The organism is Streptomyces sp. NPDC058240 (genome assembly GCF_042882135.1).
Taxonomy (GTDB): Bacteria; Actinomycetota; Actinomycetes; order Streptomycetales; family Streptomycetaceae; genus Streptomyces.
Map to the genome: position 1 here is coordinate 98,990 of NZ_JBHVWT010000002.1, position 23,999 is coordinate 122,988.

Annotated in this window: 20 protein-coding genes and 1 pseudogene; 10 read left to right on the forward strand and 11 right to left on the reverse strand. The window is 72.6% G+C overall.

The window, feature by feature from the left end; all coding sequences use genetic code 11:
* Positions 1–26 precede the first annotated feature (26 nt).
* Together ACFVX4_RS05695 and ACFVX4_RS05700 are read left to right on the forward strand one after the other, a co-directional pair.
* Positions 27–2,096, forward strand: coding sequence for an AAA family ATPase (locus ACFVX4_RS05695; protein ID WP_389972288.1), 2,070 nt, complete (start codon positions 27–29; stop codon positions 2,094–2,096).
* Positions 2,093–2,692 carry an FHA domain-containing protein gene (locus tag ACFVX4_RS05700; RefSeq protein WP_389972290.1) on the forward strand — a complete coding sequence of 200 codons (600 nt, stop codon included), beginning with the start codon at positions 2,093–2,095 and terminating at the stop codon, positions 2,690–2,692. The genes ACFVX4_RS05695 and ACFVX4_RS05700 overlap by 4 nt, the downstream gene beginning before the upstream one ends.
* Positions 2,693–2,726: 34 nt before the next feature.
* Here the strand turns inward: ACFVX4_RS05700 and ACFVX4_RS05705 are convergent, their stop codons facing one another.
* Genes ACFVX4_RS05705 through ACFVX4_RS05715 form a run of 3 tightly spaced genes read right to left on the reverse strand, consistent with a single transcriptional unit; the run spans position 2,727 to position 7,787 of the window.
* The gene (locus ACFVX4_RS05705; protein ID WP_389972292.1) at positions 2,727–3,386 is read right to left on the reverse strand and encodes an RES family NAD+ phosphorylase; all 660 of its coding nucleotides are present in this window, start codon (positions 3,384–3,386) and stop codon (positions 2,727–2,729) included.
* On the reverse strand, positions 3,386–4,045 hold the full coding sequence (locus ACFVX4_RS05710) for a hypothetical protein (protein ID WP_389972294.1): 660 nt from the start codon (positions 4,043–4,045) through the stop codon (positions 3,386–3,388). The genes ACFVX4_RS05705 and ACFVX4_RS05710 overlap by 1 nt, the downstream gene beginning before the upstream one ends.
* A 16-nt stretch (positions 4,046–4,061) precedes the next feature.
* Positions 4,062–7,787, reverse strand: a complete 3,726-nt coding sequence (locus ACFVX4_RS05715) for a CHAT domain-containing protein (RefSeq protein ID WP_389972296.1) — start codon at positions 7,785–7,787, stop codon at positions 4,062–4,064.
* 327 nt (positions 7,788–8,114) lie between these two features.
* Here ACFVX4_RS05715 and ACFVX4_RS05720 point away from each other — a divergent pair, with 327 nt between their 5' ends.
* On the forward strand, positions 8,115–8,492 hold the full coding sequence (locus ACFVX4_RS05720; RefSeq protein WP_389972298.1) for a hypothetical protein: 378 nt from the start codon (positions 8,115–8,117) through the stop codon (positions 8,490–8,492).
* Entirely contained in the window at positions 8,489–9,130 is a 642-nt protein-coding gene (locus tag ACFVX4_RS05725; RefSeq protein WP_389972300.1) for a hypothetical protein, read from the forward strand. The genes ACFVX4_RS05720 and ACFVX4_RS05725 overlap by 4 nt, the downstream gene beginning before the upstream one ends.
* 54 nt (positions 9,131–9,184) lie before the next feature.
* On the opposite strand, the gene ACFVX4_RS05730 is transcribed toward ACFVX4_RS05725, so the two are convergent.
* Complete coding sequence (locus ACFVX4_RS05730) at positions 9,185–9,607, reverse strand: hypothetical protein (RefSeq protein WP_389972302.1); 423 nt, start codon at positions 9,605–9,607, stop codon at positions 9,185–9,187.
* A 120-nt stretch (positions 9,608–9,727) separates the two neighbouring features.
* Here ACFVX4_RS05730 and ACFVX4_RS05735 point away from each other — a divergent pair, with 120 nt between their 5' ends.
* The 4 genes from ACFVX4_RS05735 (at position 9,728) to ACFVX4_RS05750 (ending at position 14,130) form a co-directional block, all read left to right on the forward strand.
* A complete protein-coding gene (locus ACFVX4_RS05735; RefSeq protein ID WP_389972304.1) occupies positions 9,728–10,660 on the forward strand; it encodes a hypothetical protein in 933 nt (310 codons plus the stop codon).
* A 34-nt stretch (positions 10,661–10,694) separates the two neighbouring features.
* Complete coding sequence (locus ACFVX4_RS05740; RefSeq protein WP_389972306.1) at positions 10,695–11,645, forward strand: NADP-dependent oxidoreductase; 951 nt, start codon at positions 10,695–10,697, stop codon at positions 11,643–11,645.
* 252 nt (positions 11,646–11,897) lie between these two features.
* Positions 11,898–12,149: a DUF2630 family protein gene (locus tag ACFVX4_RS05745; protein WP_389972308.1), complete on the forward strand. Its 252-nt coding sequence runs from the start codon at positions 11,898–11,900 to the stop codon at positions 12,147–12,149.
* Between the two features lie 22 nt (positions 12,150–12,171).
* Complete coding sequence (locus tag ACFVX4_RS05750) at positions 12,172–14,130, forward strand: FUSC family protein (protein ID WP_389972310.1); 1,959 nt, start codon at positions 12,172–12,174, stop codon at positions 14,128–14,130.
* Positions 14,131–14,133: 3 nt separating this feature from the next.
* Here ACFVX4_RS05750 and ACFVX4_RS05755 read toward each other — a convergent pair whose 3' ends face one another.
* Positions 14,134–14,535: an RNA-binding S4 domain-containing protein gene (locus ACFVX4_RS05755; RefSeq protein ID WP_389972312.1), complete on the reverse strand. Its 402-nt coding sequence runs from the start codon at positions 14,533–14,535 to the stop codon at positions 14,134–14,136.
* Positions 14,536–15,132: 597 nt separating this feature from the next.
* On the opposite strand from ACFVX4_RS05755, the gene ACFVX4_RS05760 reads away from it, so the two are divergent.
* Positions 15,133–16,617 (forward strand): VWA domain-containing protein, encoded by a 1,485-nt coding sequence (locus ACFVX4_RS05760; RefSeq protein WP_389972314.1) that lies wholly within the window; start codon positions 15,133–15,135, stop codon positions 16,615–16,617.
* Here the strand turns inward: ACFVX4_RS05760 and ACFVX4_RS05765 are convergent.
* Together ACFVX4_RS05765 and ACFVX4_RS05770 are read right to left on the reverse strand one after the other, a co-directional pair.
* Positions 16,551–17,762, reverse strand: coding sequence for a sensor histidine kinase (locus ACFVX4_RS05765; RefSeq protein WP_389972316.1), 1,212 nt, complete (start codon positions 17,760–17,762; stop codon positions 16,551–16,553). The genes ACFVX4_RS05760 and ACFVX4_RS05765 overlap by 67 nt on opposite strands.
* A complete protein-coding gene (locus ACFVX4_RS05770) occupies positions 17,759–18,451 on the reverse strand; it encodes a response regulator transcription factor (protein ID WP_389972907.1) in 693 nt (230 codons plus the stop codon). The genes ACFVX4_RS05765 and ACFVX4_RS05770 overlap by 4 nt, the downstream gene beginning before the upstream one ends.
* Before the next feature lie 148 nt (positions 18,452–18,599).
* Between ACFVX4_RS05770 and metG the strand changes: the two genes are divergently transcribed.
* Entirely contained in the window at positions 18,600–20,213 is a 1,614-nt protein-coding gene (metG, locus tag ACFVX4_RS05775) for a methionine--tRNA ligase (protein ID WP_389972318.1), read from the forward strand.
* A gap of 85 nt (positions 20,214–20,298) precedes the next feature.
* On the opposite strand, the pseudogene ACFVX4_RS05780 reads toward metG, so the two are convergent.
* From ACFVX4_RS05780 to ACFVX4_RS05795, 4 genes and pseudogenes are all read right to left on the reverse strand, one after another.
* Positions 20,299–20,738: pseudogene (locus ACFVX4_RS05780) on the reverse strand (Uma2 family endonuclease).
* Between the two features lie 64 nt (positions 20,739–20,802).
* Complete coding sequence (locus ACFVX4_RS05785; protein ID WP_389972320.1) at positions 20,803–21,630, reverse strand: L,D-transpeptidase family protein; 828 nt, start codon at positions 21,628–21,630, stop codon at positions 20,803–20,805.
* Between the two features lie 329 nt (positions 21,631–21,959).
* Positions 21,960–22,454, reverse strand: a complete 495-nt coding sequence (locus ACFVX4_RS05790) for a hypothetical protein (protein ID WP_389972322.1) — start codon at positions 22,452–22,454, stop codon at positions 21,960–21,962.
* Positions 22,451–23,980, reverse strand: a complete 1,530-nt coding sequence (locus ACFVX4_RS05795; RefSeq protein WP_389972910.1) for an ATP-binding protein — start codon at positions 23,978–23,980, stop codon at positions 22,451–22,453. The genes ACFVX4_RS05790 and ACFVX4_RS05795 overlap by 4 nt, the downstream gene beginning before the upstream one ends.
* Positions 23,981–23,999 lie beyond the last annotated feature (19 nt).

The following is a 23,999-nucleotide window of genomic DNA, read 5'->3' on the forward strand; positions in this document are numbered from 1 at the left end:
CACGATCGAGGATGCGGAGGAAGGGTGTGGACACCCACAGCACCGAGGACACGCGGTCCTACGACTACCGCAAGCACCGTCCGGGCCACGACGGACCGCCCGCCGAGGTCCGGGACGGCACGGAGGAGGGCAGGCCGGAGCGTGCGGTGCCGCTGTTCGTCGAGGAGCTGACGAGCACGCTGGGCGTGCACTCCCAGTACGTCCTGCACGGCAACATCCAGGACCTCCACCTGGTGCGTCACCGTTCCCGGGACGCCCACCACCCGTTGGTCGAGGTCGTGTGGAACGCCCTGCGCAGGCTGGGGTACCAGGCGCTGATCCGCTACGACCAGATCCGGGGCTTCCGCGTCGTCACGGGCCCCGAACAGCTGATGGTCGAGGAACTGCTGCATGTCACCCGGCAGTCCGGCGGCCGGGACCGGCACCGCCCGCCGGTCCTCATGGAGATCGAGCCGCTGCTCCACGGCATCGTCACGGGCTGGGCCGAGCACCGGCGTGCCGGCCACGGCAACGGCCGGTCGGCGGCACCCCTCCGGGTCGCCCTGCTCGTCGAGCACGCCGCCCGGCTGACCACCGATGTCACCCGGCTCACCGAGTCCGAGCGCGACTTCTTCGTGGCCTGCCTCAAGCTCGCCGAGCAGGCCGCGCCGGTCCCGCTGCCGCCGGGCGTGCTGTCGCCGTCCGCGAGCCGCGGCGCCACACCGCTGTTCAACCCGGTCATCTGGCTCACCGAGGGCGAACGCGATCTGCCGAACTGGCTGGTCTCCGGGAGCGAACGCATCCGCACCATCGCGGTGCCCGACCCGGACGCCGACGAACGCCGGCGGATGGCCGCGCTCCTGTGGCACGAGCACACCGGGCCGGACGACGACGGGCACCGCACCGGTGGCGGGGTGACGGGCAAGGACCCGGTGGACGCCTTCGCACGGGCGTCCGTCGGGCTGCCGCTGCGGGCCATGCGGCAATCCCTCGACCTGGCCCTCTCCCGGGGCATTCCGTTCGGCGCCATGCCCGACGCGGTACGGATGTACCGGCTGGGGGTGGAGAAGAACCCGTGGCGGCGCGACGAGATCCGGCAGCGGATCATCGCGGGCGAACGCACCGTGCCGGAGCGGGTGCTCGGTCAGGAGGCGGCCGTCTCCATGACGCTGGACATCCTCAAGCGGGCCGCGATGGGGCTCTCGGGCTCCCAGGCCACCAACCCGGGCCATCGGCCGCGTGGCGTGCTGTTCTTCGCGGGCCCCACCGGCACGGGCAAGACCGAGCTGGCCAAGGCCGTCGCCTCGGTGCTGTTCGACAGCGACCAGGCGTATCTGCGCTTCGACATGAGCGAGTTCTCCTCCTCGCACTCGGCGGACCGCCTGGTGGGGGCCCCGCCCGGATACGTGGGGTACGAGGCGGGCGGAGAGCTGACGACCGCGGTGCGCGGCAATCCGTTCCGGGTGATCCTGTTCGACGAGATCGAGAAGGCCGACAAGGGAGTTCTCGACAAGTTCCTCCAGGTGCTGGAGGACGGCAGGCTCACCGACGGGCAGGGCGTCACCACGTACTTCAGCGAGTGCGTACTGATCTTCACCTCCAATCTGGGGGTGCAGCGCACCGACCCGCAGACCGAGGAACGGGAGTGGATCGTCCGCCCGGGAACCCCGTACCGGGAACTGGCCCGGACCGTGCGGCTGAACGTGAAGCGTCACTTCGAGCACGTCATCGGCCGGCCCGAGCTGATGAACCGACTCGGTGGCAATGTGGTGGTCTTCGACTTCATCTCCGGCGAGGTGGCCGAACGGATCATGAAGCTCCAGATCGACAACATCCGGCGCCAGTTGCTGGCCGAGCACAGCATCTCCCTCGAACTCTCCCCGCACGCACGGGCCCAGCTGACCGAGTACTGCACGCACGACCAGTGGAACGGCGGCCGGGGCATCGGCATGACGCTGGAGACGCACCTGATCAACCCGCTGGCCCGCGCCCTGTTCGCCGACCCGGCGATCGGTGCGGGCTGGACCGTGTCGGTGCGGGAGGTCCACGAGCGCGACGACGGCCGGGTGGAGATCCGTATCGATACGTCGCCCGGCTTCGTGCCCGGTCAGCGATGACCGCGCCGGTCCGGGGCACCGACGGGGACCGGGACGACGGGTACGGGGGGCACGGCGGGTACGAGGGATACGACGGGTACGACGACGACTGGGAATCCGTAGCGGACGAGGAGGTGCGCGGGCCGGTCCCGCCTTCCCCGGACACCGTCGCCGGCGTGCGCTGCCCCGGCTGCGCGGCTCTCGTGCCGCCCGGGACCCCGCGCTGTCCACGCTGTCTGGCCCGGATCGGCGGCGAGGGCGGCGGGACGGCGCCGCCCGGCACCCGGGTGGTGCTGCACTTCGACACCCTGGCCCTGTCGCTGCCCGTCCTCCCCGGGGAACCGCTGAGGCTCGGCAGGGACCCGGACTGGGCCCCCGCCTCGGCCGGTGCCTTCAAGGACCTGTCCGTCGTGTCCCGTCGGCACGCCAGTGTGAGCGCCGATCCCGACGGCACGGTCTGGGTCACCGAGGAGACCGACGGAACCGTGAACGGCACCTGGGTGAACGGCGGTCACCTCCTGCCCGGTGAACGGCACCGGCTGCGCCACGGTGACCGCCTCCAGCTGAGCCACCGGGTCGGCTGCACCGTCCGTATCACGGGGGACGGGCCCTGCTGAGGCCGCGGTGCGGCGCCCTGCCCTGGGCGGGGCGTCAGTCCGGCCACGGCGAGGAGATCACGGCCCGGAGCGGGTTGAGCAGCCGGTTCGCCTCGGCCAGTCCCTCGGGGGAGTCGAGCCGCAGGCTTCGGTCCGGGTCGGTGTCCAGCGGTGCCTCCCCGCAACGGTCGCCGAAGAGCTGCAGGGCGCTCCTCGGCCGGCACCGCTTCGACTCCCAGACCAGACCGTGCGTCCCGGAGTCGTGCTCGCGCATCAGCCGTACCCAGTAGCGGGTCTTCGGGTAGTCCCCGGCCTCGGAGTCGACCAGCCAGGAGTCCTGCCAGACGGCGGCCAGGCCCTCGGCCGTCGCCAGTTCGACGAGGGACAGCTCGCGGGTGGTGCGCAGCACCGAGAGCGTGTACCGGGACGCCTGCGCCCACGGGACCAGCCGCACCGCCGTGCGGTCCTCGAAGTCGACCGAGCGCAGCAGGACTTCGCAGAGCGCGGTGACCGGGTCGAGCGCGGCGTAGAGGAACGGGTAGGGATCCTGCTCGGTGGCGTCGAACCGGTTGCCACGGAAGTACGGGTGGGCACGGTTGGGGTTGAAGGACTCGGGGCCGAAGTCGTTCTGGTGGCAGCGCCAGAGCTCGGTTCCGGCGGGCAGGACGCGCAGCAGGGGCCGCATGGAGACGCCGGTGGGCGGGATCTGGTCCATCAGCCCGCCACCAGTTCGAGTGCGGCCCGCGCGAGGTCCTCGTCGGGGACGGCGCCGAGGAGTTCGGCCGGGATTCCCGCCAGCCGGCCGTTGCCGCCGAGCCACCAGTCCGCGGCGCCCCAGGGGTCCTTGTCGGCCATCAGGATGTGGTTGATACGACGCACCACCGGCAGCGGTTCGGCCGTGCCCGGGGCGAACTGGAACCGGGGATACCGGTCCCCGGCCCCGGGATGGCGCAGTCTGATGAGACCGGCGGCCGCGGGGTCGTCCGTGGTTTCCGGGGCGAGTTCCGCCGGGCCCAGGGCCGGGGTCTCCCACAGTCGTTCGTGAGCGGCCCGGAGCAACTCCGCGGGACCGGGCGGAGGGTCGGTGAACACGTCGAGGAGTTCGCCGAGCAGCGCCCGGTCGACCGTCGGGGCGGGCGGGGCGTCCGCGTAGCGGACCGTGCCGCTCAGCTCCCGGGCCACCGGGTGGTCGGGGGGCAGGGCGCGCAGTTGCAGCCGCAGGCCGCGCAGGGCCCGTTCGACGGCCTTGCGGTCACCGGCCGCCGCGAGGTCGTTCAGACCGTCGCACAGCCGTGCGCGCCGGCCGCCGTCGAGAGCGGCGAGCGTCATCGGCCAGTGGGTGCGGAGCAGGGAAAGGAACGCGTCAGGGGTCATCTCCGTGCTTCTCCTTTCACGGGGCGAGCGGGGCGGACGGGACGGACGAGGCGGGCGAGGCGGACGTAGGCGTGCCGGGCGCGCCGTCCTGGCTGGCCGGTCCCGGATTGCCCTGGTGGATGAAGGCGGCCCAGGCGAACGGCACCGACAGGTCCAGCTCGGCGGCCGCACGGCCGAGTTCGGGCGTCAGACCGCGCACGGTGTCCCGTCGGCCGGGCGGCGCCAGCATCCAGCGCTGGGCGGCCCGCAGCGCGTCCGGCGGGGCCAGCCCGGCGCCGAGACGGTCGTGGAAGACGGTCATCAGTACCGAGCTGGCCACGTCCGGGACGGTCCAGCGGGAGCCCACCACGTCGGCGGCCAGCCGGTGCGCCAGGGCCGTGGTCAGTGTCAGCGCCTCGTCGTGGTCGCGGGCGCTGAGGTCCGTCTCGCAGGCGCTGAGCACGACCAGGGGGCCGCCCGCCCCCTCCGTACGGTCGAACGGGGTGTCCAGCAGCGCGGTGACCGTGAGTCTGCCCGCCTCCGGTTCCGTGCCCTGCGGCCAGCCGAGTTCCAGCGCGGAGGCGGTGGGGTCGGAACCCGCCACCCCGTGGCAGGCCAGGTGCACGAGGGCGACGCGCCCGGTGTCCCGTCCGGGCCCCGCCCCCAGCAGCGCCAGCACTTCCTCCGGGGTGCCCTCGGGCGGTTCCGGGGTCAGGTCGCGGGTCATCAGCGTTCCGTACAGGGCGGCGTCCGGGTAGTAGGTGTCGGCCAGGGCCAGAATCTCGTCCTCGGCACCGTCCAGGTCCCAGCCGGGAACGCACACCAGTGCCTGTCCCAGAGCGGTCGGCAGTCGTTCCCGGCCGGCCGACCGTGCGAACTCCCGTCCGGACGCGGCGTACGAGAGGACGGCCAGCTCACACGCCCGTACCGTGCCGGGCCTGCCGTCCGGCGCCGGTCCCTGCTCGGGTGCCGGGGGGACCGTGAGCAGGGCCGCCTGCCAGGGCACCACACCGAGGTTCCCGCAGGCGATCAGGGTCAGCCGGACCGGTTGCGGCAAGGGTTGCGTCGCGGGGCAGCCCGCCAGGCCCGACTCCGTGAGTCCCCTTTCCCACAGCGCGAGTTCGTCGAGTACGGGGGCCATCACGGCCTCGCCCGCCCAGGCGCACAGCGCGTCCAGTGCGGCCTCCCAGCGCTGCTGTCCCCGCCGGGCCGTGGCGTGCTGGGCCGCGGCGTCCAGATAGCCGTCGAGCGGGGTCCGGCCCTCGGCCGACAGACCGGGCAGGGGCAGCGACCGGGGCGGCTGCCCCGGGACCAGCAGCACGGCGGAGCCGTCCGCGCCTCCCTGTCCCGGCAGGAGGTACACCAACGCGTCGATCCCCGCGCGCCCGGCGGCGGCGACCAGCTCGGACACGGCGGGAATCCGCCCGGGGGCGGCCTTCCCGTCGGCGGGGCGCAGCAGTTCCAGGGCCCGGCGACGCAGGGCGCTCGGCAGTTCCGGGCTGCCGAACGACGCGCCCAGCACGACCTCCGCCAGCTCCGACCGGCTGCCTCCCGCGCGGGGGCCGGTGGTTCTCCGGGAGGTTTCCCGGCGCCACCTGTCGGCCAGTTCGTGCTCGCCGCGCTCCGCCAGCCGTTCGGCGACCGTGGCCGAGACCGCCGCCGCCCCGAGGACCAGTGCCCGTCCCTCCTCCAGACAGGCCACCGCGTCCGCGGGCCGCCCGGCACGGACCGCCCAGCCGGCGGCGGCCAGCGCGCGGCTGGCGCCGGTCCTGGCGACCTGGAGACCGTGCTGGACGCCCTGCTGGAGCAGGACGTCGTCGGCTGTAATGCGGAGCGAGTGCCGGGCGCACTCGACCGCCCTGACCAGGTCGGCCCCTCCGTGGGCGGCCCGCCGCCCGTACGCGTCGGCCAGCTGCCAGTGCACGGCGGCGGCCGACCCCCCGCTCACCCCCTTCAGCTCCTCCTCGGTGCACTCCAGTTCGGTGATCATCTCGTCCAGGACGGACGGATCGCCGGTCATGCCGTACACCGCGTCGAGGGCCAGCCCGATCGCCTGCCGTGCCCGCACCCGCTGGTCGACCATGACGGGCGCACCCCGCAAGGTCGCCCGGGTCCGCCGGATGCCTTCCTGGATACGCTCGACGGAGGGTTCGAGGAAGGAGCTGAAAGTCAGCAGCGGCGCCCAGCTCATGTCGAGCATCGGCTGTGCCAACAGTGGTACGTCCGGGCTCGTGAGCGCCTGTTCCTGGTAGTGCACCGCACTGCGCAGCGAGTCGATGCTGCCGGTGAGCGAAGCGAGGTAGAGATGGACCATGCCCAGCTCGTAGAGAGGGAGGAACGACCACTCGGTGTCCTCACAGGCGTCCAGAACGTCGAGAAGTTCTCCCACCAGCGCTTCGAGTGTCTCCGTATCGCCGGCCTCGCCCGCCCCGGTCGTCCGCATGTGGATCCGCAGACACTGATTGATCATCAATGTTTCGTTCACACCCGGCAGTTCGGGCGGAGCACCGGCCGGCAGCCCCTCACCGGGGGTCAGGAGGTCCTCCAGAATCGCCTGTGCCTCCTCCAGGTCCTGGAGGCTCCCGCCGACCAGCATGGCGCCGACCAGGGCACCGGGCAGCATGCTCCGCGCCATCCAGGCCATCTTGTCGTCCGGGCCCGCGGCCGCCGCGGCCTCGCGGATCAGCCGCAGCGCCTCCTGGAATTCCTCCGGACGGCCGGTGCGTATTCCGAGCCCCATCGCGCCGAGTGCGGACAGGGCCTGGTCACCGGGCTCCGCCCCCTGCCCGGGGTCGCCCAGCCTGGTCAGCAGCTCGGCGAATTCGTCCGGTGCGAGCACGCCCGGCCGGTTCACCTCGGCGAGCAGGGCCACGATGTCGCGCACGTTGTCGCCCGAATCCGGTGCCGACAGGGCGGAGACGGCCTGAGCCGGTTCCGGCAGGGCCGACGGACGCCCGTCCTCCTCCGCCGGGCCGCCGCGCACCGCGGCCGGTTCCTCGCCCGCCAGGTCCGTCGCATCCGATGCCGGACCCTCGTCGGCCAGTCCCCGTGCGCTGGATCTGGCCAGCGGCATCAGCGTCCGCACGACGGAGCCCAACGGGCCGGAGGGCATCATCGGGCCGAGGTCACCGGCGAGCATCCGCTCGCACATGGCCGCCAGGCCCCGGGCATCGCCCCCGTTCAGCGCCTCGGCGTACGCGCTCATCATCGAGAGGCCCTGAAGGACGGGGGGCGCGGCTCCGCCGATCTCCTCCACCAGCTGCTGGATTTCGGGAAGGGCCTCGATGACGCCGGCACCGCCGAGCTTCTCGGGCTTGCCCATCTGCATCAGCAGCGAGAACCCGTCCAAGCCGATCGCGCTGTCGAAGCGGCCCGGAGCGACGCGCACCGCCGGGCCCAGCAGCAGGGCGACGAGTTCACGCGCGGCCCCCAGGCGGTCGTCCGGTGCGAGGAGACCGGACGCACGGGCCCCACGCAGCAGGCGTATCGCCTCGTGCCGGTCGGACTCCTCCCCGTCGGCCGCCCACCGCGAGCCGGTCAGTGCCCCGAGCCGGGCCGTCACCGCCTGCCCCAGCGGATCGCCCGGCAGGTCCCGTTCGAACTCCGCGCCCAGAGACCGCAGTTCGGACATCAGCGCGTCACGTTCCGCTCCCTGCGGGCCCGTCGGCGCGGCGACCGCCGCGGGCAGTGCCCGCGCTCCCTCCGTCCGGCGGATCGCGTCGGCCGCCCGCTCCCGCAGCCCGGCGTCGTCGGTGTCGTTCAACACCCCTCCTCCCGCCGCCCGTTCGGGCAGTCACGGCGCCCCCCGAGTCGATGCGGGGCCCTGTTGCGGACATGATGCCCACGGGCGCCGGTCGCCAGGACCGTTTCGCGGCAGCCGCCGGAATACGTCCCATAATCGACCGGAAACCGGACAACAACCCTCCGGCCAGCGGTGATTCCGGCACCGAGCGGCGGCACGGCACCGACGCACCGCCGAGGGCGTACCGCGCCGAAGCCTCCGCGCCCGAACAGGGCCCGGCCTTCTGGCAGCATCGGAAACCGGACGCGAGCCACTGACGTCCGCCGCCCCGCCCACGGGAGACGCCTCATGCCCGAGCCCGCCCCGCCCACGCGAAACCCCCCGACGGACCCCGCTCGTACGGGGCGTGCGTCCGCCCTCCCGTACGACGAGGTCACGGAGCCCGGCTACCCCGCCTCGTACACCGCCGGCCTGCGCATCGAAGCCACCGGGGACGGAGCCGTCCTGACCGGCACCTGCCCGCGCTGCCACTGCGCGACGGTCTACACCTGGACGCGTTCTGTCGTCCGGGCCGCGCCGCGCACCGGCCGGCCCCGGCGCACCGGCACGGGGCTCGTCCCGGTGCCGGTGCTCTGCGTCTGCACGACCGAGCATCCTGGCCGGCCCGGCGACGAGGAGGGCTGCGGGGCGTATTGGAACATCCTGCTGGAGAGGGAGCGGAGATGACCTGGCGTGCCGTACCGGGACCGGCCGGGGTCCCGGCCGACCGGCTCGCGGCCCGCCATCACCGCGCCCTGCTGCGCCGGGAACTTCCCCGGGTCCGGGAGTCGGCGCTGGCCTGGCGCAACGGCCTCGCCGCACTCCTGGCCGGGCTGGTCGGGTTCGGCCTCCTCCGGGGCCGCAGCGACATCGGCTCCCTCGCCGCCCCGTACGCCGTCGCCGTCGGCCTCGTGCTGCTCCTCGCGCTCCTCTGCGGCGCCGCGGGGAGCCTGTCGCTGCTGCGCGCCGCCCACGGTCGTCCGGCGGCCGCGGGCGACACCGGCGCTTTCCGGGTCGACCACGTCGCCGAGGACCACACCGAGGCACTGCGCGCCGCCCAGGCCCTCGCGCGGGGCGTGCCGTTCACTCTCTGCTGTGCCGCGTTGCTCATCGCGGCCGTGGGGATCACCTGGTACGGGCCGTCGCAGGAGGGCCCCCGCGTCTCGGTCACCACCCCCGCCGGAACGGTCTGCGGGGAACCACTGCGCACCCACGGGGGCCGGATGACGCTCAGGACCGACGCGGGCCAGGTGGTGGCGGACCTGACCCGGGCCACCACGGTGCACGTGGTGACGTCGTGCGCCCCGCCGCCGGCGAACGGCTGACAGCGGGGCGCGGCAGGTCGTCGGGCGGCACGTGCGGGTGCGTGCCGCCCGCGTTCACGCACGGGGGCGGATGTCCTCGTGCGTGTAGAAGATGTAGAACGTGGTGATGAACATGCCGAGGCCGACCGCCAGTCCCAGCGCCGAGGACCGCAGCACGCTCGAATCGGTCAGCCCGACCAGCAGGCCGACCGCCGCCGCCATCAGCGCGCCGTAGGCCACCGCCCGCACCAGGGGCAGCATGGCGTGCTGGATCCGGCCCAGCGCGAAGCACAGGACGGCGAGCACCACCGCGGTGATCAGGCCGTACCAGAACTGCCGGCCACCGCTCGCGCCGTTGTTGCGGAGGATGAACGAGGCGTAGAGGCCGTACGCGGCACCCAGCGTGACGGGTATCGCCCAGGAGAGCGCGCTGTGCCCGCGTGCGTGTGCCCTCGGCCCGGTCCGTCCGCGGGTCGGCGTTGCTGCGTGTGTGGACATGGCGGAGTTCTCCTTCCGTCGCCCCTGTTTCCTTCCAGGGCACACCCGGCCGCGCCGCCCGGCAACTCGGATGGCCCACAACCCGGGGCGCGCCGCCCGTCCACGGGATTCCCTGGGAGGGTGCGGACGTATCTCTCGGCGGGTCTCTCGGTGGTGCTGGTGGTGCTGCTCGCCGTCCTCGTCCCGGTCGGCGCGCTGTCCGCCTGGGTGGATCTGGAGATCGACAACACGGACCGTTACGTCGACGCGGTGGCCCCGCTCGCCTCCGACCCCGATGTGCAGAGCACCGTCACCGACCTCATCACCGACGGGGCGATGAAGCAGATCGACGCCGGGCCGCTCCAGAACACCGTGCGGGACTTCCTGCGCCAGGCGGTGCTGTCCTTCACCACCACCGACGCCTTCCAGGACGCGTGGAACGCCGCCAACCGCACCGCCCACGAGGCCGTCACCGCCGCCCTGAACGGCAACACCGGCGAGGCCGTGACCATCGATCTGGCGCCCGTGACCGAGCGGGTCAAACAGAATCTGGAGGAGAACGGGGTGCCGTTCGCCGACCGGATCCCGGTCCAGCACACCGACATCACGCTCATCTCCGCCGGCCGCGCCGACCAGCTGCGCCAGACCTTCCGCCTGCTGCGGACCGGCAGCGTCCGGCCGGCCGTGGGCACGCTCGTGGTCGCCGTCCTGGCCGTGGTCGTGGCCTGGGCGCGCGGCGGCGGCCCGGGGCGCAGGTGCTCCGGGCTCGCCGCGCTCTCCGCCACCGCCCTGGCCGGGCTCGGCCTCGCGCTCGGGGCGCTCCTGCTGCGCGCGGTGATCGCGTACACCCGAGACCGGGTGCTGTCCGAGGTGCCGGACAGCGAGACGGCGGGGGCGGCGGCGGTGTACGACGCGCTGACGGGCTCGCTGCGCACGACGGCGTGGATCGTGTTCGCCGCGGGGCTGGCGGTGGCGCTGTGCGCGGGGCTCGTCCGGCTGCGGGCGGGCCGGGGACGGCCCGCCCCGGGCTCGACGTGCGGCGACGGGCGGGCCGGGGAAGAGTGGATCTCATGACTGCCGGATCGGGGGCGACTGAGAGGTCTTCCGCATGCGAGCCATAGCCGTCGGCGCGTTCCGGGCCGACCCCGCACTGGTGGAGATACCCAAGCCCGAGCCGGAAGCCGGAGAGGTACGGGTCAGGATCGAGTACGCCGCGCTCAATCCGTCCGACTGGCAGGCCGCACAGGGTTCCCCGGACGACGGACCGGCACCGCGCGTGTTCCCGATGGTCATCGGCGTGGACTTCGCCGGCCGGGTGGACATGATCGGCAGCGGCGACAACCGTTTCCGGGTCGGCGACCAGGTCTTCGGCCGGGTCGCCCGGCCGAACGCGGCCGGGGGCGGCACGTACTGCGACTACGTGTCCGTGCCGCAGGACTCCGCCATCACCGTCGTCCCGCCCGGCCTCCCCCTCCGGGCCGCGGCCGCGCTGCCCTCCGCCGGGATGACGGCCGCCCAGATCCTGGAGATCGCGGTGTTCCGCGGCCACGAGAGCCTGCTGGTCGTCGGTGCGGCGGGTGGCGTCGGCAGCTATCTGACCCAGCTCGCCTCGGCCCGCGACATACGCGTGATCGCCGCCGTGCGCGGCGACGAGCGCAGGCGGATGACGGAGCTGGGCGCCGCCGTCACGATCGACGTCACCGACCGCCCGCTCGAAGCGGCGGTACGGGAGAGCTGCCCGGACGGCGTCGACGCACTGGTCGACCTGGTCTCCACCACCCCGGACTCCTTCGCCGCCCATGCCGCGCTGGTACGCGGCGGCGGCATCGCCCTCACCACCCGGGGCGTCGCCGTCGGCGCCGCCCTGCCCGCGGGCGTGACCGGCATCGACTTCCGGCTGGAACCCACCCCGGTCCTGCTCGACGTACTGGCCGCGGGCGCCGCCGAAGGCGTGCTGCGGGTGCCCATCGACATCGAACTCCCGCTGGAGAAAGCCCCGCAGGCCCTCGACCGGAACCGGACGGGCGGCGCACGCGGCAAGACCGTCATCGCGCTCTGAGAGGCTGTCGGGTGACCTCCGATCGGAAAGCGGACGCGGTCTGGCGCGTGCGATTCCAAGGCGCCGGGATGTCCTCGGATGGGGCCTCCCCTGCTCGAACGAAGTTGAGAGTTCGGGGAAGGAGCTACTAGGACATCCCGGCAACGCGGGAAGCGTGCGTGCCAGACCGTGGCTGCCCGATCGGAGGTCACCCGACAGCCTCTGAGCCCCCGCCCGTACACCGCCCACCTCCCCCGAAGGAGACGAGACGTCATGGACGACCGGGAACGCGACATCATCGACGACATCGGCGGGCTCATCTCCGAGGAACGGAGCCTGCGCGACCGCTCCACCCGGGAGACGGGCCTGAGCGCGGACGAGAAGTCACGGCTGCGTACCGTTGAGGTACGGCTCGACCAGTGCTGGGACCTGCTGCGACAGCGCCGTGCACTGAGCGAGTTCGGCGAGGATCCGTCCACGGCGGAGGTCCGGCCCGCCGACGAGGTCGAGGGCTACCGCAGCTGACCGTACGACTCAGGGGGACGCGTTGACCGACACGGAGGCCGCATCCGGACGGCGGCGCGCGACGCCACCCCCCTGGCTGCTCAGCGGACTGCGCCCGCAGTGGTCCACGCCCATCGCCTGGGCGGCGGTCCTCCGCGCCTCCATATCCCTGGCCGCACCGCTCGCCGTCGGCTTCGCGCTGGACCGGCCGACGTACGGCGCGCTCGTCTCCATGGGCGCGCTCTCCGGCGTCATCGGCGACACCGCCGACGCGTACCGGATGCGTATCCTCAACATCGCCGTACCGCAGCTCTTCGGCGCGCTCGGCATCATGCTCGGCACGCTGGTCTACGGCACCGGCTGGGCGGCCGTCGCCGCGCTGACCCTGGTCGGCCTGGTCTCCGGAATGATGTCGACGATCGGCGCCGTCGCCTCCGTGTCCGGGCTGCTGCTCCTGCTCAACGCGGTGGTCGGCGCCGGACTCCCGATGCCGGAACCCTGGTGGGTGGCGCCGCTGCTGCTCACGATCGGCGGTCTGTTCGTCCTCGCCCTGACCCTGCTGGCCTGGCCGCTGCGGCGGAAGCTTCCGGAGCGGGTCGCGGTCGCGGGCACCTACCTCGCGGTCGCCGACCTGCTCGCCGCCGCGGGCACCGACGCGTACGAGGAGCAGCGCCACGCCGTCACCCAGTCCCTCAACACCTCCTACGACCTGATCCTGGCCCGCCGGGCCCGCTACCACGGCCGCAGCAACGCCATGGTGCGGCTGCTCGCCCAGCTCAATGTCGTCATCCCGCTCGTCGAGGCGGCGCCCGCCGTCCATGTGCGCCGGCTCACGCTCCCGGACGAGATCCCGGCGGCGGTACGCGAACTGGCCGCCGCCGTCGAGGAGAGCCGCACCGGCCGCCCCGAACTCACCCTGCCCGCACCGGACTCGCCCGCCACCCGGGCGGTGGACAGCGCCCTGCGGCACGCGGCGGTCGTCGTGCACAAGGCCGATCCCGACCCGTACAACGTCGACGACCGGCTCGGCCGCCCAGCCGTCCTCGGGGTACGGATCCGGCGGGCCACCCGCGACGTACTGCTCTCCGGGGCCTCGTGGCGGTACGGGCTGCGCCTGGCCCTCTGCATCGGCCTGGCCCAGGCACTGACCTCACTGATCCCGGTGCCGCGCTCCTACTGGGTCGCGCTGACCGTCACGTTCGTCCTCAAGCCCGACTTCGGCTCGGTGTTCTCGCGGGCCGTGCTGCGCTCGGTGGGCACCGCGGCCGGTCTCGTGATCGCCGCACCGGTGCTCGCCGCGGTGCCGATCGGCTGGTGGGACGTGCCGGTGATGGTGGTGCTCGCCGCGCTGATCCCGGCGCTCACCGCGAAGGGCTACGCCTTCCAGACCGCGGCCATCACCCCGGTGATCCTGCTCCTGTCCGACCTGCTGAACCACCAGGGCTTCCATCTGGTCTGGCCGCGCTTCCTGGACAGCCTGATCGGCTGCGCGATCGTGCTGGTGGCGGGCTACCTGCTGTGGCCGGAGAGCTGGCACGTACGGATCGGCCACCGGCTCGCGGACGCGGTGACGGACATCGCCGACTACGTGGCGTACGCCTTCGAGCCGGGCCGCGCCGGCGACCACGCGGAACGGGTGCGGGCCCGGCGCCGGATCTACCGCGATCTGTCGGTCGTACGTTCCGAATTCCAGCGCGCCCTGACGGAGCCGCCCCCGGTCGGCACCCGGGCCGCCGCCTGGTGGCCGCTGGTCGTCGCGGTCGAACGCATCGTGGACGCGACGACGGCGGCCCGGGTCCGGGTCAACCACGGAGCACCCGAACCTCCGCCGGCGGAGGTCACGGAGGTCCGGCGGCAGCTGCGGGAGCTGGCCGACGGGATACGGGCCAGCGAGGTCCTGGTGGAGGTGCGCACCGAACTCCCGGGCGACGAGGAAGGCGTACTGGCCCCGCTGCGCCAGGAGGTGGCGGCGGCCAGGGCCATCGCGTCACCCCAGCCGTAGCCGTCACTCCGTGGGGCCGGCCCCACGCAGCCGCTCCATCTCGCGCCGGTCACGCTTCGTCGGCCGCCCCGCGCCCCGGTCCCGTACCGGAACCTGGATCGCCACCTCGCGCGGCGGTGGCGGCGGACTGTTGTCGATGAAGCACTCCGCCGCCACCGGAGGGCCGACCCTCTTCTTGACGATCTTCGACACGACCACGATCCGGTCGCGGCCGGCGTGCCGGAGCCGCACCTCGTCGCCGACGCGCAACGCCTGGGCGGGCTTGGCGCGCTCGCCGGCGACCTTCACATGACCCGCGCGGCAGGCGGCAGCGGCCTGCGAACGAGTCTTCGTCAGCCGGACCGACCAGATCCAGACATCGACCCGAACGCTGCCCTCCGCCTGCGGCGCCTCACCGGAAACCATGCATCCGACTGTAGTGCGGTGCACGCTCCGGGTCAGGTCCGGTGCGTCAGGTCCGGTGAGTCGGGTCGCGCGGATCAGACGAAGTCGCTGATGTTCTGGCCCGCGTTGCGGTCCTGGTCGCGCCGGGTACCGCACCCGTCCCGCGAAGCTGCAAGCATCCGACCGGATGACCACCGCCCACCCATACGTACGGCAAGATCAGAACTGGCGGATATTGCCCATCAGTTATTCATATCCGCACCACCGGCGTGACCAGATGGTCCCTTTGGCCACCCCTCCGCCATCCGAACCGGACGGCTCCCTCATTTGCGCGCTTTCACGCCACCTACGGCAGAACCGCGTTGATGCCCGATCCGGCCACCCACGCCAACAAGGCAACTCAGGACCGAGGGGTCACACTTGAGCGACGCGCATCAGGCCCGCACGGCATGCGCACAGGACTCGTCCAGGGATCGGGTGGTCTCAGTTCCCACACGGGCGGGCCGCGCCACCGAAGGGCCGGATCCGGCCGCTAACCTTACGTATCCGTCCTGGCCAGGGATCAATTCCCACAGGTCGGACATTTCTCGCACCCAACTCACGCGAAAGGCCTCGCCCATGGGCATTCGGAGCTTGCTGCGCAAGGTGTTCGGCCGCGACCGCGCGGAGCAGGACGCGCCGACGGCCACGGTCCCGCCCCAGACCGAACGCACCGCGCCCGCGGAGTCGGAGCCGGTCACGGCGGCGGAGACGGTGACGGCGGCGGAAACGGTGACGGCGGACAAGCCGGCCCCAGTGCTCGAAACCGCCCCGGCCACCAGGGCCTCGGTACCGGCCCCCGCCTCTCCCCGGTCCGCCGCCGACAGCGGTCTGGCCTCGGACCTGGTGGCAGCCGCCTTCGACAAGGCGGCCCTCTCCACGGTCCCGTCGCAGGGCTCGGCCCCGAAGCCGGAGTCGACGGAGACCGCCAAGGCTGCGGAGCCGGAGCCGGAGCCGAAGGCTGCGGAAGTCGTCGAGGCTCCCGCCGAAGTGGAGGCTCCCGCCGAGGTGGAGGCTCCCGCCGAGGCCGAGCCGGCCATCGCGGAGCCGGAGCCGGAGCCGGTCAAGACCGAGGTCGAGGCCCCCGCCGAACCGGAGGCGCAGGCCGAGCCCACGCCCGAACCCGCTCCCGAGCCGGAGCCGGAGCCGGTAAAGGCCGAGGTCAAGGCCCCCGCCGAGCCCGAGGCGCAGGCCCAGCCCGAGGCGCAGGCCCAGCCCGAGCCCGAGCCCGAGCCCGAGGCGCACGTCGAGGCCACCCCCGAGCCGGAGCCCGCTCCCGCCGCGGAGCCCGCCCAGGAGCCCGCCCCCGAACCGGTGGCCGAAACCACCCCCGCACCCTCCCCGGAGGCACCCGCCGAAACCGCCCCGGCCCCCAAGCCCGCGCTCACCCTCGCCCGGGTCAAGTCGCGCGCCCCGGGGCTCGTCGACTCGTACAAGGCGGCCCAGGCCGGGCTGAAGGCGCACGGGCTGACCGGGCTGCGCGCCACCGTCTACCTGGTCCTCGACCGCTCCGGCTCCATGCGGCCGTTCTACAAGGACGGCAGCGCCCAGCACCTGGGCGACCGCACCGTGGCACTCGCCGCGCACCTGGACGAGAACGCGACCGTCCCCGTCGTCTTCTTCTCGACGGACATCGACGGCACCGGCACGGTCGGCCTCGCCGACCACGAGGGCCGGATCGACGAGCTGAACGCGGGCCTCGGCCGCCTCGGCCGTACGAACTACCAGTGCGCCGTCGAAGAGGTCGTCGCGCACTACGAGAAGTCGGAGGCGACCGGCCCCGCCCTGGTGATCTTCCAGACGGACGGCCCGCCGGACGCCAAGCAGGCCGCCAAGCAGGCGCTGGCCGACGCGGCGCGGCTGCCGCTGTTCTTCCAGTTCGTCGCGTTCGGCGACGAGGATGCCAAGGGCTTCGACTTCCTCCGCAAACTGGACGCCCCGAACGCCGGGTTCTTCCACGCGGGCCCCGCGCCCCGGGAGGTCGCGGACACCACGTTCTACCGCGAGGTCCTCGCCGCGCTCCCCGCGTGGATCGCGGCCCGTGACACCGCGGTCGACGCCTGATCCACCGGCAGACGTACGGTCACGGCGAGCCCGCCCCCGGGGCCCGGCACCGCCGTGACCGTACCGCCGTGCGCGACGGCGATGGAGCGCACGATCGAGAGGCCGAGCCCCGACCCGCGCCCCATCCGGTCCTTGCCCTCGCCCCGCCGGAACGGCTCGAACAGCCCGGGGATGTCCGCCGCGTCCACCACGGGGCCGGTGTTGCGCACCTCCAGCAGCGCCCCGCCGCCGGCCGTCACCAGTGACACGTCCACCGTCCCGTCCGGCACGTTGTACGTGACGGCGTTGGCCAGCAGATTCGCCACCAGCTGCGCGAGCAGCATCCGGTTCCCCCGCACCGTGCAGAAGTGCGTATCGGCGCGCACGCCCGGGTGCCGGGCCGCCTCCTCCGCCACCACCTGCGCGAGATCCACCGTCTCCCGCTCGCCCTCCGCGAGCCCGCGCTCACTGCGCGCCAGGACCAGCAGCCCCTCTATGAGCCGCTCGCTGCGCCGGTTGTTGTCCAGAAGCGTCTGCCGGGTCCGTACGAGATCCTCCGGGGTCGGGTCGTCCAGACCGATCTGGATCGCGGCCCGCTGGGTGGCGAGCGGGGTCCGCAGCTCGTGGGAGGCGTTGGCGATGAACCGCCGCTGGCTGTCGAACGCCTTCTCCAGCCGGGCCAGCAGCGCGTCGAGCGTGTCGCCGAGCTCCTTCAGCTCGTCGTCGGGGCCGCTGGACGCGATCCGCTCGTGCAGATTGTGCTCGGAGAGCCGGCGCGCCTTCGCGGTCATGGCGTGGACGGGCCGCAGCACCCGCCCCGCGGTCCACCAGCCCACGGCGACCGCGCAGGCCGTCATGACGAGCAGCGAGGCCGCGGACCAGATGAGCATCTGATGCCCGGCCGCGTCGCTGACGTGGTCGGTGAGGTCGTAGACGGTGGGCGGCCCGAGACTGCGCCGGGTGACGAGCGGACCGTTCACCGCGTAGCCGGGCTGGACGACCGCGGCCGTGCGGGCGATGTCACGCGCCTGGGAGTCCGTACCGGCGCGGGAGGCCAGGTTGACGGTGGCGAGCAGCGCCGTGCCGAGGATCAGGAACACTCCGCCGTACACGAGCGCGATCCGGGTCCGGATCCTGGAGTGCGGCACCTGGGCCGGGCGCCTCACAGTGCGTACCCCACGCCCTGCACCGTACGGATCAGCACCGGTTCCCCGAGCTTCCCGCGGAGCTTGCTCATGCAGACCCGGACGGCGCCGGAATGGGGTCTCCCCCAGCTCGAACGAAGCTGAGAGCTCGGGGAAGGATCGGCGTTGGCGTCCCAGGCCCGCTCCAGCAGTTCCTCGGCGCTGACGGTCCCGCCGTCGGCCTCCAGCAGCAGCTGGAGCACCGAGAACTCCTTCGGCGAGAGGTCCAGCTCCCGCCCGTCCCGCGAGGCGGTGCGCCGTACGGTGTCGAGCCGGATGCCGTGCCGCTCCAGCTGTGGCGGTACGGGGCGGGCACTGCGCCGCCGCAGCGCCCGTACCCGCGACACCAGCTCGGGGAACTCGAACGGTTTGCCCAGGTAGTCGTCGGCGCCGAGGTCGAGCCCGGCGACCCGGTCCTCCATGGATCCGGCGGCGGTGAGCATCAGGATCCTGGTCCGGGAGCCGGAGGCGACGAGGCCGCGCGCCACGTCGTCGCCGTGCACCCGCGGCAGGTCGCGGTCGAGGACGACGACGTCGTAGTCGTGCAGCCCCAGGTAGGCGAGGGCGGCGTCACCGCTGTACACCGTGTCGACGGCGAAACCGGCCCGCCGCAGTCCGGTGGCGACCAGCTCCGCCAGGATTTCCTCGTCCTCGGCGACCAGTACCCGCATCGTGATGTCCCCTGCCTCGTACACGCGTGTCCACTCCCTACCAGGATGCGTCTTTGTTACGGGAAGGAATGTTTCGCAAAGGTCTCCACCGCCGTGGCCGGGTTTAACGGTGTGAGTTGATCTCCCGCAGGCCGTTAGGATTTCGACCATGGCGGCCACTGGATCCGAGAAGCAAGGGGGCGACGGCGTGAAGAGTTTCTACGTATCGACCCCCATCTACTACGTCAACGACGCTCCTCACCTGGGCCACGCCTACACGACCGTCGCAGGCGACGTGCTCACGCGCTGGCACCGCCAGCGCGGCGAGAAGGTGTGGTACCTCACCGGCACGGACGAGCACGGTCAGAAGATCATGCGCACTGCCGAGGCGAACGACGTCACGCCCCAGGAGTGGTGCGACAAGCTCGTCGAGGAGGCATGGAAGCCCCTCTGGGAGCACCTGAACATCGCGAACGACGACTTCATCCGTACGACGGAGAAGCGACACACCGACCGGGTGCAGGAGTTCGTGCAGGACCTGTACGACAAGGGTGAGATCTACAAGGGCGGCTACGAGGGCCCCTACTGCGTGGGCTGCGAGGAGTACAAGCTCCCCGGCGACCTCATCGAGGACGAGAACGGCGTCAGGCTGTGCCCGATCCACAAGAAGCCGGTGGAGATCCTCAAGGAGGAGAACTACTTCTTCAAGCTGAGCGCCTACGGCCCGAAGCTGATGGAGTTCTACGCGAACAACCCGGGCTTCATCCAGCCCGAGTCCGCCCGCAACGAGGTCGTGAACTTCGTCAAGCAGGGACTCCAGGACCTCTCCATCTCCCGCTCGACCTTCGACTGGGGCGTCCCGGTGCCGTGGGACGAGAAGCACGTCATCTACGTGTGGGTCGACGCCCTGCTGAACTACGCCACGGCGGTCGGCTACGGCGCCAACCAGGAGAAGTTCGACGGCACCTTCCCCGCGAACGTTCACCTGGTGGGCAAGGACATCCTCCGCTTCCACGCGGTGATCTGGCCCGCGATGCTGATGGCGCAGGGTCTGCCGCTGCCGGGCCGGGTCGCGGCCAACGGCTGGCTGATGGTCGGCGGCGAGAAGATGTCGAAGTCGAACCTGACGGGCATCAAGCCGCAGGACCTGACCTCGCACTTCGGCGTGGACGCGTACCGCTGGTACTTCCTGCGCGCCATCGCGTTCGGCAGCGACGGCTCGTTCTCCTGGGAGGACTTCTCCGCCCGCTACACCTCCGAGCTCGCCAACGACTACGGCAACCTCGCCTCGCGCGTCGCGGCCATGGTCGGCAAGTACTTCGGCGGAGCGCTCCCGGCGGCCACCGAGTCGGGTGACGCCGAGACGGCGGTCCAGGAGGGTCTGGCGAAGGCCGTCGCCACGGCCGACGAGAAGATCGGCGAGGAGCTGGACTTCCAGGCCGGCATCCTGGCGATCTTCGACTTCGTGAAGCAGGTCAACGGCTACATCACGGAGCAGGAGCCCTGGAAGGTCGCCAAGGACACTTCCCCCGAGGGTCAGGCCCGCCTCGCGACGATCCTCTACACGGCCGCCGAGTCGCTGCGCGGCGTCGCGGTCCTGCTGAACGCCGTGATGCCGGAGACCTCGCAGAAGCTGTGGGAGTCGCTGGGCGCCGAGGAGTCCCTGGGCGCGCTGGCCGACCAGCGCGTGCAGGACGCGGGCACCTGGGGCCGGCTCCCGGCGGGCGCGACGGTGACGAAGGGCGCGGTGCTCTTCCCGCGCCTGGAGGAGAAGCCGGCGTAAGCGGCGCTGACGTACATACGGCGAAGGACGGGACCGCGTGTCGGTCCCGCCCTTCGGCGTGCTGCCGCGTGTGCTCCGCCCCGGGTCAGCGGACCCAGTTCTTCAGCGGCTCGGTGTCCAGTTCGATGCCCACCGGGTCGGGCAGTTCGACGGTCTTCCCGTACGGCACCGTCACCACCTGCTCGTACCGCACTCCATCGGGCTGCGAATGCACCTTGACCTCGCAGGTTTCGCGGTCGATGAGCAGGTAGACGGGAATCCCGGTCTCGGCGTACGCGCGCGGCGTCTCGGCCCGGTCCCGACGGTCGGTGTCTCGGCGAACAGCCAATTGCCCGGACCCGACTGCATGCAGATCTGTGTGAGCCAGGCGATGATCCGCCCGTGATCCCCGTCCGGCACAGCCTTGACCCCCAGTTTCCCGTTCACGAATTCCAGACGCAGCGCTTCTTCCGCACGTATGGCGTGACGGGCAAGGTCCTCGAAGACCTCCTGTGTCAGCACACCCTCGTCAGTCACGGTCGCCACTGCCTCCTGGTAAGGAAACGGGCTCCCTCCAGCGTACGGGCCCGTCTCCCGGCCCGTATCCCGTTCACCGCTCCAGTGCCTCCGCGTCCCCCATCACGACGACCGGCTTCTTCGCCGGGTCGAGGGTGCTCAGGAGTTCCCGCATCCGGTCCAGGGGGAACGAGATGCAGCCCTGGGTCGGGCCGCCGTGGTCGACGTGGATCCAGATGCCGCCGCCGCGCTCCTGGCCGAGCGGACGTTCCCCGTCCAGGGGGGTGACGCCGGGGGTCCGGTTGTAGTCGATGGCGACGACGTAGTCGAAGGACCCTTCGAGCGGCTCCCCGTCGAAGCCCTCGCCGCTCACCGAGAACATCGGGTTCTGGTCGTAGGGGAACGCCGTTTCGGGAGGTTTGAACAGGCCACCCGCGTACGTCAGCCCGTAGACCCCGACCGGGGTGCGGAGGTCGCCCTCCCAGTGCTCGTCGGTCCAGCCGTTCAGCGCGTTGTGGGCCGGCCAGCGGGTCGTGACGGGCAGCCAGCCCAGGGCCGGGTTGTCGCGGGTGTAGAGGACCGCGGTGGACAGGCTGGAGTTGTAGGCGTCACCGGTGACGACGAAGACCTGTTTGGCGCCCGCCGGAATCGCGGCCCGGGTCTTCGGTCCCAGCGCGGGGATCTCGCGCGGCCGGACGACCGGGGCGTACGGCCCCGGGGCGGCCCGTTTCCTTACCCGCTCGGCCGGTGGACCCGCGACACCGGCGGAGACCGTGGCGCTCGCCCGGACGGTGGGGCTCCGGGGGGCGCCGGTCCCGGAGGTGTTGCCGCAGGCGGTGAGCGTCAGCAGCGCAGCAGCACAGGCACCGGCATGGACGGCGTACGGGGGACGCCGGACGGCCGACGGGCGGGAAACGGACACGGGAACTCCTCAGCATCGGTGGGGTGACGGCAGCACTGGCGAGCTCCCCGTCACGCCTCTTACCGCCGCCTCCAGTTAACGCCGCGCCGCGCGAGCGCGAATCCGCACGGGGCCATACGGCTGTACTGCCCGCCGGACACGCGCGCCGAAGCGGCCCGGAGCCGCTCCTTGCGTGTAGGTTCCGGGCCCTTCCTCTCCGTGGGGGAACGAAGGTCTGATCACGGGTCAGGGATCGGTGACGGTGCCGGCCGCAGTCGCGTACCGACCCTTGCGCGGCCGGATCTCACGGTTCGTCGCCTCCGTCGTCCCGTGCGGAACCGGTGACCGCCTCACCCGTCGAGGAACTCCGCGCACCGGTAGGGACCCAGCGCGGCGCCCTCGGAGGGTCGCAGGGTGACCTCGACGTCGTCGGTCCTGACCTTCGGTTCGAGTACGGACTGGGCGCGCGCCAGCGTGCACACCAGCTGGCCCGTGGCCTGGTCGCGTCCCGACTCCCCGTAGAGGCCCTCCAGGCGCACCGTGACCCGGGTGCCCGAACCGGTCGCCGAGTAGCCGCCGAGGTGGACGAGGGAGGTGAGCCCGCCGCCCTGCTCGGCGGGCGGCAGCCTCGCGCCGAGCAGCTTCAGCACGCCGTTGAGGTCGTCGACCTCCTGGTCGATCAGGGGCACCGCGCGCAGCCCGTCGGCGGACGCGTAGTACAGCCGCATGCCGCGCGTCAGCCCGGACGCGGGCTCGCCCGCGCCTATCACCCCGGTCGGCTGGACGCCGCAGCCCATGAGGGCGGTCCCCAGTGCGGCGACCGCGATCCCCTGTCGGAACTTCACTCCGTGTCCTCTCCGGTACGTCGCAGGGGCAGCCGCAGTGTGAACACCGCGCCGCGCCGCGTCCCATCGGCGGCATCCGCCGCATCGGCCACCTCGATCGTGCCGCCGTGCAGCCGGGCGTTCTCCAGTGCGATCGCCGTGCCGAGGCCGCTGCCCTGTCCGCTGTCGTCGGCCGCGCCGCGCGTGCGGGCCGTGTCCGCCTTGTAGAACCGGTCGAAGACCCGCTCGCCCACCTCCGGCGGCAGCCCCGGGCCGTGGTCGGCGACGGACAGGACCACCCACTCGCCGTCCGCCGCGAGGGCCGTCGTGAGGGTCACGGTGACCGGCGGGGCGCCGTGCCGCAGCGCGTTGCCCACCAGATTCGCGACGATCACGTCGATCCGGCGCCGGTCGACCACCGCCCGTACGCCCTCGTCGAGGTCCGTCCGTACCCGGTCCGTCCAGCCGCGCAGCGCCAGCGACGCCCGTACGGTGCCGGCGAGGTCGGTCTCGGCCGCGTTCAGCCGTACCGCCTTGGCGTCGAAGCGGGAGATCTCCATCAGGTCCTCGACCAGCCGGGACAGCCGTGCCGTCTCCGCGCCGACGGTGCGGGCCGCCCGTGCCGCGTCCGGCGGCAGCTGGTCGGCGTCCTCCTCCAGGACCGTCGCCACCATCGTCATCGCCGCGAGGGGCGTGCGCAGTTCGTGCGACACGTCCGCCACGAAGCGGCGCGCCTTCGCCTCCTGCTCGCGCAGATCCGTGTCGGAGGCCTGGAGCGCGTCGGCGGTCTCGTTGAACGTCCGCGCCAGGTCGGCGAGTTCGTCGTGCCCGGTGACGGCGACCCGGGTACCGAGGTCTCCGGCCGCCAGCTCGCGGGTGGCCCGGCCCAGCTTCCGTACCGGACGCAGGACCGTCCCCGCGGCCAGCAGGGCCAGGACGGCGGCCAGCAGCACCACCGGCACGATGCCCGCCCGCACGGAGTCCAGCAGGGCGGCCGTGTCGTCGCGCTCGGCCCGCAGATCGGTGATCGCGTAGACCTCGAGACCGGAGGTGCTGCGGTCCCCGTCGGCGTACGTCACGGGCATGCCGACGACCAGATAGGGCTCGCCCCGCCACCGCACCCGCTGGAACTTGGCGTCGTCGCCGGTCATCACGGCGGTGCGCAGCTCGACGGTGATCCGGGACGTGGTGTCGGCGAGCGAGTCGGAGACGGCGGACAGGTCCTGGTAGCGGGCGACCACGATCTTCCCGCCGATGCCCTCCGACACCTTCGCCGCGAACCGGGACAGCGACCGCTGGTCGGGCGGTACGTCGAAGTCGGCGGCCACCGCGCCGACCCGCTCCCGGAAGTCGTTCACGGCCGCGTTCTGGGTGCGCTGGAGGACGGCGGTGCGGGCGTCCCGGTAGGCGAGGGTGGTCGCGGTCACCGCGCTGATGAGGGCGACGACGACGACGGTGACGACGAGCCGGGTGCGCAGCCCGCCGACGAGGCGCCACGAGCGCCTCCGCGGGACGGCGGCGCGCCGGTCCTTGTCCGCACGGTTCACAGCGGCGTCCCTACGGTTC